This window comes from Stutzerimonas stutzeri RCH2 (assembly GCF_000327065.1).
GTDB classification, from domain to species: Bacteria; Pseudomonadota; Gammaproteobacteria; order Pseudomonadales; family Pseudomonadaceae; genus Stutzerimonas; species Stutzerimonas stutzeri_AE.
The window spans coordinates 1,681,301-1,694,195 of sequence record NC_019936.1; the positions used below are offsets into that span (position 1 = coordinate 1,681,301).

The window sequence follows — 12,895 nt, forward strand, 5'->3', positions numbered from 1 at the left end:
GGCTGCAATGAACGGCGTGGCTGAAGGCTATTGCGATGGCCTGGCGTTGCAGGACGTCGAAGACCCCGCCAGATATCGGCGGACGGCGGAGCAGGGCGGCCTGCTTGCGCTACACGATGAGCTGTCCGAGGACGTGCGTGAGGGGCGCGGCTCTTCGCGCCGCCTGCTCGATTCGGTGGTGGCGCGGCTACGGCTGGGCTGGGGCGACCTGTTCGACCGCGCCGGGGTGATCGCCGAAGATCATCAGGGGCGCGCCTACGTGCAGTCGACCCCGCCAATCGTGCGTACGCGCATGGTGCCGGAGCCCTGGCACACCAACATCCTGCGCCGTGGCTGGCGTCGAATGCTGGGTCGCACGCCGCCTCGCCGGCAGTTCGAGCCCAGCCCGCAGCCGCTCGATGAAGCGCGCTGGCGGCGCGTGGCGGCCCTGCGTCGCTCGGCTCTGCTGTTGCTGATGCTGGGCCAGACTGCCTTCGCTACCTGGCAGATGAAGGCGGTGCTGCCTTACCAGGGCTGGTTCCTGGTGGACCTGCAGGACGTCTATGTGCAGCCGCTGGCCGAGTCGGCACGGCAGATCCTGCCGTATGTGGTGCAGACCAGCATCCTGCTGCTCTTCGCGCTGCTGTTCTGCTGGGTATCGGTAGGCTTCTGGACGGCGCTGATGGGCTTCTTCCAGCTGTTGCGCGGCAAGGATCGTTACAGCATCTCCGCCAGCAGCACCGGCACCGAAACGATTCCGGCCGAGGCGCGCACGGCGCTGGTGATGCCGATCGCCAACGAGGACGTGCCGCGGGTGTTCGCCGGCCTGCGGGCGACCTACGAGTCGCTCAAGGCGACCGGTGAGCTGGAGCACTTCGACATCTTCGTGCTCAGCGACAGCAACGACCCGGACACCTGCGTCGCCGAACAGAAAGCCTGGGTCGAGCTGTGCCGGGCGGTGGATGGCTTCGGCCACATCTTCTACCGACGCCGTCGGCGCCGGGTGAAGCGCAAGAGCGGCAATATCGACGACTTCTGCCGTCGCTGGGGCAGCAGCTACCGCTACATGGTGGTGCTGGACGCCGACAGCGTGATGAGCGGTGAATGCCTGACCAGCCTGGTGCGGCTGATGGAAGCCAACCCCAACGCCGGCATCATTCAGAGTGCGCCCAAGGCTTCCGGCATGGACACCCTCTATGCGCGGATGCAGCAGTTTGCCACGCGCGTCTACGGCCCGCTGTTCACGGCCGGGCTCAACTTCTGGCAGCTGGGCGAATCGCATTATTGGGGCCATAACGCGATCATCCGGGTCAAACCCTTCATCGAGCATTGCGCGCTGGCGCCGCTGCCGGGAACCGGCTCCTTTGCCGGTGCGATCCTTTCCCATGACTTCGTCGAAGCGGCGCTGATGCGCCGGGCCGGGTGGGGCGTGTGGATCGCCTATGACCTGCCGGGAAGCTATGAGGCGCTGCCGCCCAACCTGCTCGACGAGCTCAAGCGGGACCGGCGCTGGTGTCATGGCAACCTGATGAACTTCCGCCTGTTCATGGTTCGCGGCGTGCATACGGTGCATCGCCTGGTGTTCCTCACCGGCGTGATGTCCTACTTGTCCGCGCCGTTGTGGTTCCTCTTCCTGCTGCTATCCACCGGCCTGCTGGCGATCCATACGCTGATGGAGCCGGAGTATTTCCTGCAGCCCAACCAGCTCTATCCGTTGTGGCCACGCTGGCATCCGGAAGAAGCCATCGCGCTGTTCTCGGCGACCATGACCCTGCTGTTCCTGCCCAAACTGCTCAGCGTGCTGCTGATCTGCATCCAGGGCGCGCAAGCCTACGGTGGACGGCTGCGGCTGCTGTTGTCGATGCTGATCGAGACGCTGTTCTCGGTGCTGCTGGCGCCGGTGCGCATGCTATTCCATAGCGTGTTCGTCACCGCGGCGTTCCTCGGCTGGTCGGTGCAATGGAATTCGCCGCAGCGCGGCGATGACGCGACGCCCTGGGGCGAGGCATTGCGCCGGCACGGCTCGCAGATCGTCATCGGGGTGCTGTGGACGGCGCTGGTGGCCTGGCTGGATGCGGCCTTCCTCTGGTGGCTGGCGCCCATTGTGGTGTCGCTGATGCTCTCGGCACCGGTTTCAGTGATTACCAGCCGCACCGGTCTCGGCCTGGCGGCGCGGCGGCGCCAGCTGTTCCTGATCCCGGAGGAATACGCGCCGCCCACCGAGCTCGCCAACACCGACCTCTATCAGCAGCAGAACCAGGCCAATGCCTTGCGTGAAGGTTTCCTCGTCGCGGTAGTCGACCCGCTGTACAACGCCCTGGTTTGCGCCATGGCGCGGGCACGGCATGCCAAGGTGGTGCCGGCTGCAGATCACCTACGTGAGCAGCGTCTTGCAGAAGTGCTCGCGGCCGGACCTTCAGGCGAAAAAGCCGAAGCGGCGCGCTGGCGGCTGCTCAACGACCCGGACGGAATGGCGCTGTTGCACCAATACGCCTGGGATGATCCGGCCGGTGGGACCTGGCTTGCCCGTTACCGCAAGCAGTACCCGCACGGGGTGTCGCGTGGGGAACTGACCGAGCCTCGCTAAGCTGTCTGTCCATGCGGCTCGCTTGGGGCCGCATGGACGTTCTGCTCAATCGTCGCGGGTGAGCACTTCGAGCAGCTCGATTTCGAAATGCAGGTCGGAATTCGGTGGAATGTGTGCACCAACCTGGCGCTCGCCGTAGCCCAAGTGCGCCGGCACGAATAGCCTGCGTTTGCCGCCGACCTTCATGCCCATCAAACCGATATCCCAGCCCTTGATCACCCGGCCGGTGCCTATCACGCACTGGAAGGGCTTGCCGCGCGGATAGGAACTGTCGAACTCGGAACCATCGCTGAGTGTGCCGCGGTACTGGGTCGTGATCAGCGCACCCTTGACGATCTCTTTGCCCTCGCCGAGCTGGATATCCTCGATTTGCAGTTCTTCGCTCATTCGCACTTTCCTGTACAGGTTGCCAAGGCGCCGTTTTTGGCAGGTTCGTGCAGCGTAGGCAAGTGCTGGTGGGGCGCTGTCGGCGCGGAGCGGATATCGCGATACTCGTGGGAGCCTAAATATCGAATAGCTCGATAATTATTGGCGGAAAATTGCGCACATCATCGATCTGGGTGGATGGATCATCCGCATCACAGATTTTGGCCAGCCACTGGCGGCCACTTCCACTTCGGAGGCTCAGATGATCGAACGACGTTCCTATGCAGAGCTTGGCGCTGCTCAGCATGGCTGGCTGAACGCCCGCCACCATTTTTCCTTCGCGGGTTATCACGACGCCGAGCGTATGCGCTGGGGCCGTCTGCGCGTATGGAACGACGACAGCATCGCGCCGCAGTCGGGCTTCGAGCCGCATTCGCACCGGGACATGGAAATCATCACCTATGTCCGCCAGGGCGCCATCACCCATGAAGACAGCCTCGGCAACCGCGGCCGTACCGTCGCCGGCGATGTGCAGGTGATGAGCGCCGGCACCGGCATCGTGCATAGCGAGTACAACCTGGAGGATGTGGAAACCCGCATTTTCCAGATCTGGATTCATCCGCAGCAGACCGGCCTGCCGCCGGCCTGGGGCACTCGCCAGTTCCCCACCGGCGAGCGCGCCGGCGCCTTCGTCACGCTCGCTAGTGGCCTGCCCGGCGATGACGAGGCGCTGCCGATTCGTGCCGAGGCCAGGCTGGCAGCGGCTACGCTTGCTGCAGGGCAGAGCACCGACTACGAGATCGCTGACGGGCGCCGCGTGTATCTGGTGCCTGCCAGTGGCCGTATCGAGGTCAACGGGCTCGAAGTTGCCGCAGGCGATGGCGTTGCCGTGCGCGACGAGGCGCGGCTGACCATCAGAGCAGTGGAAAAAAGCGAAATCGTCCTGGTCGAGTCGCGCTGACGCATCGCGTCGGAACGACCCGCCTGCGGCGTTATCACAGTCAGAACCTTATTCAGACCACCCACCGAAAGAGGAAATAAAGATGGCGAAGATTCTCGTGCTCTATCACTCAATGTACGGCCACATCGAAACCATGGCCAATGCCGTAGCCGAAGGCGCCCGCCGTGTCCCAGGTGCCGAGGTGACCATCAAGCGCGTGCCGGAAACCATGCCCGAAGATGCCTTCCGCAATGCCGGCGGCAAGGTCGATCAGGCGGCTGACATCGCCGATCCGAACGAGCTGCCGAACTACGATGCGATCATCTTCGGTACCCCGACCCGCTTCGGCAACATGTCCGGGCAGATGCGCAACTTCCTCGACCGCACCGGCGGCCTGTGGGCCAAGGGCGCGCTGCACGGCAAGGTCGCCAGTGTGTTCGCCTCGACCGGCACCGGCGGCGGTCAGGAGATGACCATCACCTCGACCTGGACCACCCTGGCGCACCACGGCATGGTCATCGTGCCGACCGGTTATGGCATCAGCGAGTTCTTCGACATCTCCGCAACCAACGGCGGCACGCCCTATGGCGCCACGACCATCGCCGGCGGCGACGGCTCGCGTCAGCCTTCGGAGAAGGAACTGACCATCGCGCGCTACCAGGGCGAGCACGTGGCGAAGATCACCAGCAAACTGGTGGGCTGACCGCTTTAGCTGTGCCTACGCTGGGCCCCGTCCGGGTCCCAGCAGCAGGCCGTACATCAGTTCGTCGACGAAGCGGTTGTCGCTGCTGCGCTTGTAAGCGGCGCGCTGCGTGCCTTCGTAGACGAAACCGAAGCGCTCGTAGAAGGCAATCGCCCGCGGGTTGTCCGCTTCCACCGTCAATTCCACACGACGAATGCCGCTGGCGGCCAGCTTGCCGAGGGCTTCCTGCATCATCCGCCGCGCCAGGCCGCTGCCCCTGACCTCGGGCGCGACGGCCAGGGTGCCGAGGTATGCCACATGGGCGGCACGGCCCAGATGGCGCTGCACCTTGTAGAAACCCTGCACCACGCCGTGGTCTTCGAAGACATAGAAGCTGGCGCTTTCGAACAACGGCTCGAAAACCTTGCCGAAGTGCTCACGCGGCATGGGATCGAAGCCCAGGTAGGGCACCACGTCCGGGTGCATGTAGATGTCGTAGACCCGCTGCTGATCGGCGGGCGTGGCAAGGCGGCGCATGGGATTCTCCGGTATGGGGCGGGCCCAGCATAGCCGGGTTGCGGAAGAAACTGCCCTGCATCAGTCACCGCGCGGCGATTGAGGTGATAATGGCCGCCGTTCATCTTTTGACTCAGCCAAGGACATCGCCCGTGGTGCTATTCGAGATCGTTCCGCTCAGCCCCGAAACCTATCGCCAGCAGACCCGGCGCAGCACGCTGATCGTCGCGGCGACCTTCGCCGCTCTCGCCATGGGCCTGGCTACCCTGGCCGTGGCGCTGTTCGGTGAGCCCGGTGGCGACAACCTGCGGCTGAACATCATTGGCGTCGTGGCCGGATTGGCGCTGACGATCGGAATCGTTCGGTGGCTGTACTGGCGGCAGCCGTGGATGGCCGCGGCCGTGTACGGCTGGCAGCTCAAGCGCAGCCTGATGCGGGTGACCAACATGATGCATCAGGTCAAGGCAGGTGTGAGTGCGGACGATCCGGACGCGATGAAGCTGCTGCGCTTCTATCACATGGGACTGACGCAGATGCATCGGCTCGATGGCAACTCCCATGGCCTCAGCGAATCGGTGGCCGAGATCGATCGTCACCGCGAAACGATGGAGGCGCTGCACATGGACATCGACCAGCCACGCCTGGAGTCCGCGTGGCTGGAGCGGGTCGGGCAGATCCAGGCGAAGCGCTGAGACGCAAGGGGCGGTTGGGTGAGAGTGTGAGCGGCAGCGCTTCCCTGCGCTGCCGTCGATCGGGTAACCGTGTCGCTGCGCGATTGAGCGGGCGGCGTTACCAGAGTGCCAGGGTGTAGTTGAGGATCACCCGGTTCTCGTCGATAGCGGTCTTGAGGCCGTTCCCCGATCTGAAGCTCAGATTGCGCCACTGCACGCTCAGGCCCTTCAAGGCACCGCTCTGCACGACATAGGTGATGTCGCTGTCGCGCTCCCATTCCTCGCCGCTGCGGCTGAAGTTCGTCCTGGCGTTGCGTCCATCGACGTAGCGGGTCATGAAGGACAACCCGGGCAGGCCCAGCGCGGCAAAGTTGTAGTCATAGCGCAGCTGCCAGGAGTCCTGGTCGGCATGGGTGAAGTCATGCAGGGTGACCAGGTTGACGACATAGGCGGCGCCGCCATTGAGCGATGGGAAGCGGCTGTCGCCGGACTGGATCTGCCAGCCGGCACTGACCCTGTGCCCGCCATGGCTGAGACCAACGATGCCGTTGAAGTTGCGGTTGTCGATTTCGCCGGCACGCTCTTCGCCATCGCCGCGGCTGTCGAAGTAGCGCAGGTCGGTGCGCAGGCTGAAGCCGTTGCCCAGCGACGTATTATGGACCAGCCCGACGAACTGCTGGCGGTAGATATTTTCCAGATTGCCGTAGTAATAGCTGACTGCCAGTTGTGGGTTGATCGCGTAGCTGCCGCCGGCAAAGTCGAAGGCGTCACTGGTGGCGCTGCCGAAACCGATCTTTTCTCGCGCCGAGGAATCCCGTGGATTGGCCTGAGTGAGCCGTCCGCCATCGAACGTCAGGCCGTCCAGCGCCTGTGAGGTCAGCATGCCGCCCTGGAATGTCGAAGGCAGCAGGCGGGTGTCGTTGAAGATCACCACGGGAAGCCAGGGCTGCAGGGTGCCCAGGCGCAGCACATTCTGGTCGACGCGCAGCTTCGCCGTCAGGCCCAGTTCGCTGTAGTCATCGACCGGCTCCTTGCTGGTCGGACCGAACGGCAACAGGCCGGTACCGCGGCGATCGCTGCTGGAATCCAGCTTCACGCCCAGCTCGCCGATGGCGTCCAGCCCAAGGCCAATCGGCCCCTCGGTGAAACCGGATTCGAAGCGGGTAACGAAACCCTGCGCCCATTCGGCGGCCTTGGCCTGTTTGGCGCCATCCTGGCGAAAATCACGGTTCAGGTAGTAGTTGCGCAGCTGCAGGCTGGCCTTGCTGTCGTCGATGAAATCGGCCATCACGGCAGGTGCGGTGAGCAGGCAGGGCGCGCCCAGCAGGCAGGCGAGGGCGCGCGAGCCAACGGATTGGATGCGGTTCATTGTTGTTATTCCCGGTTGAGGTTGAAGCTGCTTGTGTGCGGGCTTGCTGGCAGCGTTGCCCGTCTGGCGACGCCGGCAGTTTCAGCGACCTGCCGGCTGTTCCCTTTGTTGCGGGCGGCTGCGACGGACGCCTCGGAATCCGCCGCGGTCTCTCTTGCTTCGATCAGGCGCCTTGAGCAACCACTCGGTTGAGCGTGCCGGTCGGTTGTGCGGCCGCTTTGAGCGGGCTGCTCTCGTCGACCACGGCGAGGTGCGCCTCGTGGGTGCGGTCGATGAGGAAGAACGAGCCGATCAGGCCCAGCGTCACCGCGAAGAGCACGTAGAACACCGGCGCGATGGCCATGCCGGTGTTCTGGATCAGCCAGGTCACGATGAACTGGGCAAAGCCGCCGAAGATCATCACTGCAAGGTTGTAGGCCAGTGCCAGGCCGGTCGAGCGCACGCCAGCAGGGAACTGTTCGGCCACGGCGGCAGAGAAGGGGCCGAAGAACACGGCGAGCAGCGAGCATAGGATCAGCTGCATGGTCAGCAGACGGCCGAACGAGGGCGCTGCATGAATCCAGCTGAACAGCGGATAGAGCGCGACCAGCAGGCCCAGCGTGGCGACGATCATCAGCAGCTTGCGGCCGACCCGGTCGGATAGCGCACCGAATACCGGCATCAGCAGCGTCAGTACCGCGACGGCGACGACCTGAGCGGTGAAGGCGTCCTTCAGTTGCATGCCCAGCTGGCGGTTGGCGAAGGTCGGCATGTAGACCAGGATCACGTAGAAGGCCACGGTGCCGCAGACCGTCAACGCCATCACGGTGACCACCTGACGCAGGTGCGAGCGCAGCATGCGGGCCAGTGACTGCTTCTCCTTCGGTGCCTGGCGGGCCTCAAGGAAGGCCTCGGTTTCCGACAGATTGCGTCGCATCCATAGACCGACCGGGCCGATGATCAGACCGATGATGAACGGAATCCGCCAGCCCCAGCTGTCCAGGTCTTCGGGCGACAGGTTGCTGGTCACCAGCGCGGTTACGCCGGCGCCGCAAAATACTGCCAGGCCCTGGCCGAACATCTGCCACGAGCCATACAGGCCACGGCGGTTGGCCGGTGCGCTCTCGATCAGGAACGACGTCGCGCTGGCGAACTCACCGCCGGTGGCGAAGCCTTGCATCAGGCGCGCCAGGACGATGAGCAACGGCGCGGCAATGCCGATCGCGGCGAACGGAGGAGCGAAGGCGATCATCGCGATGGAGAGCGTCATCAGGCTGATGATCAGCTGCAGCGCGGCCTTGCGGCCCTTGCGGTCGGCATAGATGCCGAGCAGCACGCCGCCGATCGGGCGCATGAAAAAGCCCACACCGAAGGTGGCGGTTGCCATCAGCAGGGCGCTGTATTCGCTTTCGGCGGGAAAGAACAGGCGTGAAATCACCACGGCGAGGAAGCCGAAGACGATGAAGTCGTACCATTCCAGTGCGTTGCCGATGACGGCTGCAAGAACCTGATTCTTGCGGGGTGCTGCGGTTGAATTGCTCATGCTGTCGTGTCCTGCTTGTTGTTATGCCACGTCGCGGAACGATCTCAGCAGCCGAAGAACCGGCTGCCGAGCGTCAGCCAGAAGGCTGCGCCCGGCGCCAGGCAGGCATCATTGAAATCGTAGTGAGGGTTGTGCACGCTGCAAGGCCCAAGGTGTTCTCCACCACCGAAGCCGTTGTCGCCGTTGCCGATCAGCAGGTAACAACCCGGTACCTGCTGCAAGATGAAAGCGAAGTCTTCGCTGCCGCTGATGGGCGCACCATCGACCTCCACCCGCTCATCGCCCACCAGCGCGCGCGCCGCTTCGACCGCCAGGCACGTCTCGCGCGCACTGTTGATCAGCACCGGGTAGCCGCGCTCGTAAAGCACTTCGCAGGTGACGCCAAAAGCCGCGGCCTGTCCTTCGACGAGCGCGCGGATGCGCATTTCGAGCAGGTCGCGAACGTCCGGGCGCAGGGCGCGCACGCTGAGCTCCATCTCGGCGGTTTCGGGAATCACGTTGTAGGTGTTGCCAGCAGCGATGCGTCCGACGCTGATCACTGCCGCGTCGACCGGATCGACGTTGCGCCCGACGATGCTTTGCAAGGCGAGCACGGTGGCCGCTGCGGGCAGCATCGGGTCGATTGCCATATGCGGCAGCGCACCATGCCCGCCCTTGCCGTTGAAGCGAATCACTACCCGGTCGGAGGAAGCCATGAACGGCCCTTCGCGAAAGCGGAAGTGGCCGGTCGGGATGCCCGGATAGTTGTGCATGGCGAAGACCGCATCGCAGGGGAAGCGCTCGAGCAGGCCTTCGTCGAGCATGCGTCGTGCGCCGCCGCTGCCCCCCAGTTCCTCGGCTGGCTGGAAGATCAGCGTGAGTGTGCCGCTGGCACCCAGAAGCCCTTCGCGCTGCATGAGCGCGAAGCTTTGCGCCGCGCCCAGCAGGATCGAGGTGTGTCCGTCATGGCCGCAGGCGTGCATCTGGTCGGGTGTGCGGCTTGCCCAGGGCAGGCCGGTGAGTTCCTGCACCGGCAGTGCATCCATGTCGGCGCGCAGGCCCAGTCGCGGTTGCCCGTCGCCCCAGCGCAGGATGCCGACCACCCCCGTGGTGGCGATGCCGGTATGCACCTCATAGCCCCACGTTTCGAGGCAGTCGGCGACCAGCCGGCTGGTGGCGAATTCGGCGAAACCGAGCTCGGGGTTCTGATGAATGGCGTGCCTCCACGTTTTCATGGCGGCTTCGTCGGGCTGGAAAAGGTCTGAAGTATTCATGTGCCGATCATAGGATTTGTGGTGATCGGCGGAAGGCAGTATTTTCGCCTCAGTGACAACCATGAGGAATCACCTGCCCGATGAAAGACCACCAGCTCAAAGCGCTCATACAGGTCGCCGAATCCGGTTCGATCCGTGCCGCGGCACGGGCGATGAACCTCAGTCAGAGCGCGCTGACCAAGGCGTTGCGTGAGCTGGAAGAGGATGTCGGCGCGGAGCTGCTCAGGCGCAGCTACAAGGGCATCGGCTTCACCCCGGCCGGGGATGCGCTGCTGGTGCGCGCGCGCCTGGCACAGGCGACACTGGACAAGGCCCGTGAGGAGATTCGCCAGCTGCGCGGCGGCGCTGGTGCGCGTATCGCCATCGCGCTGACGCCGCTCGTGGCCGCGACCATCCTGCCGCCGATTCTCACGGAGTTTCGCCGCGTCCAGCCCGATGCGGCGCTGAGCCTGGAAGAAGGGCTGCTGACCTATGTACTGCCGGGCCTTCTGGAAGGCCGCCTGGATTTCGCGGTTGCGCTGGCCAGCCCGAGCGATCTGCCCCACGAGATCGTTTTCGAGCCCTTGGTGCAAGCGCATGCCGTGCCGACCGGCCGTCTCGGTCATCCGCTGGCCCATGCGCGTAGCTGGGACGAACTCAAGGACGCCAGCTGGGTGCTCAATCTCACCGATGGCAGCCTGGGCAACCATCTGCTGCGCTGGCTGGCCAGCCAGGGCATCGAGGCACCGAAGAACATCGTCCGCTGTTCATCGCTGACCCTGATGCTAGAGCTGATGAGACGTACCGACTACATCGGCTTCGGGCCGACGGCACTGCTCAGCGACTCGCTGTTTGCGGTGGGTCTGCAGCAGTTCGAAGTAGCCCCGGTTCCCGGCCCGATGACGCTGGGGATTCTCAGCCTGCGAGGCGTTCCGCTGGGCAGCTCGGCGCAGGTGCTGGCCCGCCTTTTTGCGCGGCGGCTGCGCAAGTAGGGGCATTGCCGTTCGCCCGGCGGGCCCTGGTCAATGCACGTGGCGGCTGCCATCCGGGTGATGGTGCACATTGTCCTGCGCTTCCGGCTGCTTCGGGGCATGGTCGTCGTGCGCACCGTGGTGATCGTCTCCGGCTGAGGCTGATCCCTGGGGCATGCCAGGAGCGGAATGCTGGCCGCTGTGATCATGCATGTCCGACTCGCCGCCGCCGTGTTGGTGACCATCGCTGGATGCGACCAGTGACCGATACTGCGCCGCATCTAGCTGTGGCAGGCGTTCGATGAAGGCGACCATACCCCAGATGTAATCGTCGCTCATGCTCTTGCCCCAGGCCGGCATGCCGCTGGCTTTGATGCCGTGCTTGATGACCCAGAAGGTCGCGGCCGGATCACCGCCGGTGCCGCGCTCCGCCAGGTTGGGTGGGGCAGGGTAGAGGCTTTGACTGAGCTCGGTGGAGCCCATTTCCGGTGCCAGATGGCAGCCGATGCACATTGCGTGATAGTTGCCCGCACCGGAGCGGATCAGCGCGTCATCCTCAAGGCTGGGTACCTCGATGTCGCGCGCGCGTACGGCAATCGAGCGGTCCCGGGTGATCTCCAGCAGAGACTCGACCACCTGAGAGTGCGGCTCGTCGGCGGCGACGTTGATGATGCCCGAGTACAGCACCCCGGCACCGGCGACAGCCAGAACGGCGCCGGTCAGCGCCAGGGTCTTGATTGTTGTTGTCATGGGTCAGGGTACTCAGAACCAGAAGCGGATGCCGGCTACCAGGCGGGTGTCGCTGACATCCTCGTCATCGGCACGCAGCATGTCGGCGGTATTGCCGTAGGCACGGCTCCAGGTCACGCCGATGTAGGGTGCGAACTGCCGGCTGATCTCATAGCGCAGGCGCAGGCCGACGCCGGCATCGCTGAAGCCGGAACCGACACCGCGGGCCTCGTCGTTGCGCCCGTGCAGATTGATTTCCGCAGTTGGTTGCAGCACCCAGCGCTGGGTCAGCAGGATGTCATACTCGGCCTCCAGACGCAGGGCGCTCTGGCCGCCCTCGCCGAGAAAGGCCGTGGCTTCGGTTTCCAGGCCGAACAGCGGCATGCCCTGCACGCCGAAGGCGGCCCAGGTCTGCGGCGAACCGGGCTTGAAGTCCTGGCGCACACCGGCGACGGTTTCCCACCAGGGGCCGATGGCATGGCTCCAGAGCAGCTGCAGCTCGGCTTCCTCGGTGTGGCCATTGGTCCGTTCGCCCTCGGAGCGGAACGCCAGACGGTCGATGTCGCCACCGACCCAGCCGGAGATATCCCAGGCCAACGCGCTGCCTTCATCGGCGTCCTGCCATTCCACTTGGTCGGCAAGGAAGAGGAAATTGGTCCCACCCTGGTGCATGTGATGTGGCGGCAGGTTGGGAAAGGCGGCGGCGCGATCGGCGTCGCTGATCGTTGGCACCGGCGAGCGCGATTCTTCGCCTGGCGCAATGCCGCTAGCAGGCGGATGCGCCATGGAGCCATGGTCCATGCTGCCATGGTCCATGCTGCCGTGGTCCATGGCCCCGTGGTCCATCTGGCCATGGTCCATGCTCCGGTGGTCCATCTGCCCGTGGTTCATCTGGCCATGGTCTGCGGGTGCGGCGTGGCCGGCATGAGCGGAGTGGTCCATGCCCTGCTGCGCCTGGCTTGTGGTGGCGATCAGGCTCAGCGCGATGGCAATGGGCAGTGGCTTAATGATCATGCGGGTTGCCCTGCCCGGCATCCTTGTTCATCTGGCCGTTGCCCATGCTGCCGTGGTCCATCATTTTGCCGTCGCCCATGTGCTCCTTGTGCATCTGCATCATCTTGTCGTGATCCATGCCCTGCATCATGCCGCCCTGGGCTCCACCTTGCGGTGCGGGCTGCGTGGCTGGCGGTGCGGCCTGTTCGGCCGGAGCATTTTCGGGATGATGGCCGTCGTGTTCGCTTTGCTGCGCGTAGGCAGCGTTGAGGCCGAACATTGCGGCCAGGCCGAAGGTGAGCAGGGCGCTGCGCTGGATGGTTTTCATGGGTTTCTCC

General features: G+C 64.7%; 13 protein-coding genes. 5 read left to right on the plus strand and 8 right to left on the minus strand.

The features are described from left to right. The first annotated feature begins 7 nt into the window (after positions 1-7). Entirely contained in the window at positions 8-2,566 is a 2,559-nt protein-coding gene (gene mdoH, locus PSEST_RS07700; protein ID WP_015276435.1) for a glucans biosynthesis glucosyltransferase MdoH, read from the plus strand. 45 nt (positions 2,567-2,611) lie between these two features. Here mdoH and PSEST_RS07705 read toward each other — a convergent pair whose 3' ends face one another. Then, complete coding sequence (locus tag PSEST_RS07705; protein WP_015276436.1) at positions 2,612-2,953, minus strand: FKBP-type peptidyl-prolyl cis-trans isomerase; 342 nt, start codon at positions 2,951-2,953, stop codon at positions 2,612-2,614. Positions 2,954-3,194: 241 nt separating this feature from the next. Here PSEST_RS07705 and PSEST_RS07710 point away from each other — a divergent pair, with 241 nt between their 5' ends. After that, positions 3,195-3,893, plus strand: a complete 699-nt coding sequence (locus tag PSEST_RS07710; protein WP_015276437.1) for a pirin family protein — start codon at positions 3,195-3,197, stop codon at positions 3,891-3,893. Positions 3,894-3,975: 82 nt separating this feature from the next. Then, a complete protein-coding gene (gene wrbA, locus PSEST_RS07715; protein ID WP_015276438.1) occupies positions 3,976-4,575 on the plus strand; it encodes an NAD(P)H:quinone oxidoreductase in 600 nt (199 codons plus the stop codon). Between the two features lie 15 nt (positions 4,576-4,590). Here wrbA and PSEST_RS07720 read toward each other — a convergent pair whose 3' ends face one another. Then, the gene (locus PSEST_RS07720) at positions 4,591-5,091 is read right to left on the minus strand and encodes a GNAT family N-acetyltransferase (RefSeq protein ID WP_015276439.1); all 501 of its coding nucleotides are present in this window, start codon (positions 5,089-5,091) and stop codon (positions 4,591-4,593) included. 131 nt (positions 5,092-5,222) lie between these two features. Here PSEST_RS07720 and PSEST_RS07725 point away from each other — a divergent pair, with 131 nt between their 5' ends. Further along, positions 5,223-5,762, plus strand: coding sequence for a DUF3087 domain-containing protein (locus PSEST_RS07725; RefSeq protein WP_015276440.1), 540 nt, complete (start codon positions 5,223-5,225; stop codon positions 5,760-5,762). Positions 5,763-5,859: 97 nt separating this feature from the next. Here the strand turns inward: PSEST_RS07725 and PSEST_RS07730 are convergent, their stop codons facing one another. The 3 genes from PSEST_RS07730 to PSEST_RS07740 all read right to left on the minus strand — a co-directional run bounded on the left by PSEST_RS07730 (position 5,860) and on the right by PSEST_RS07740 (position 9,846). Beyond that, entirely contained in the window at positions 5,860-7,110 is a 1,251-nt protein-coding gene (locus PSEST_RS07730) for an OprD family porin (protein ID WP_015276441.1), read from the minus strand. Positions 7,111-7,273: 163 nt separating this feature from the next. Next, positions 7,274-8,632: an MFS transporter gene (locus tag PSEST_RS07735; protein WP_015276442.1), complete on the minus strand. Its 1,359-nt coding sequence runs from the start codon at positions 8,630-8,632 to the stop codon at positions 7,274-7,276. A 44-nt stretch (positions 8,633-8,676) separates the two neighbouring features. After that, positions 8,677-9,846, minus strand: a complete 1,170-nt coding sequence (locus tag PSEST_RS07740) for a M20 aminoacylase family protein (protein WP_157372381.1) — start codon at positions 9,844-9,846, stop codon at positions 8,677-8,679. A 119-nt stretch (positions 9,847-9,965) separates the two neighbouring features. Between PSEST_RS07740 and PSEST_RS07745 the strand changes: the two genes are divergently transcribed. Next, positions 9,966-10,856: a LysR substrate-binding domain-containing protein gene (locus tag PSEST_RS07745; RefSeq protein WP_015276444.1), complete on the plus strand. Its 891-nt coding sequence runs from the start codon at positions 9,966-9,968 to the stop codon at positions 10,854-10,856. 30 nt (positions 10,857-10,886) lie between these two features. Here the strand turns inward: PSEST_RS07745 and PSEST_RS07750 are convergent, their stop codons facing one another. The 3 genes from PSEST_RS07750 to PSEST_RS07760 are packed head-to-tail and all read right to left on the minus strand — an operon-like array spanning position 10,887 to position 12,885. Beyond that, entirely contained in the window at positions 10,887-11,585 is a 699-nt protein-coding gene (locus tag PSEST_RS07750; protein ID WP_015276445.1) for a c-type cytochrome, read from the minus strand. Between the two features lie 12 nt (positions 11,586-11,597). Continuing rightward, a complete protein-coding gene (locus tag PSEST_RS07755) occupies positions 11,598-12,578 on the minus strand; it encodes a copper resistance protein B (protein ID WP_015276446.1) in 981 nt (326 codons plus the stop codon). Then, positions 12,568-12,885, minus strand: coding sequence for a hypothetical protein (locus tag PSEST_RS07760; protein WP_015276447.1), 318 nt, complete (start codon positions 12,883-12,885; stop codon positions 12,568-12,570). Before PSEST_RS07760 ends, PSEST_RS07755 begins: the two co-directional genes overlap by 11 nt. Between the last annotated feature and the right edge of the window lie 10 nt (positions 12,886-12,895).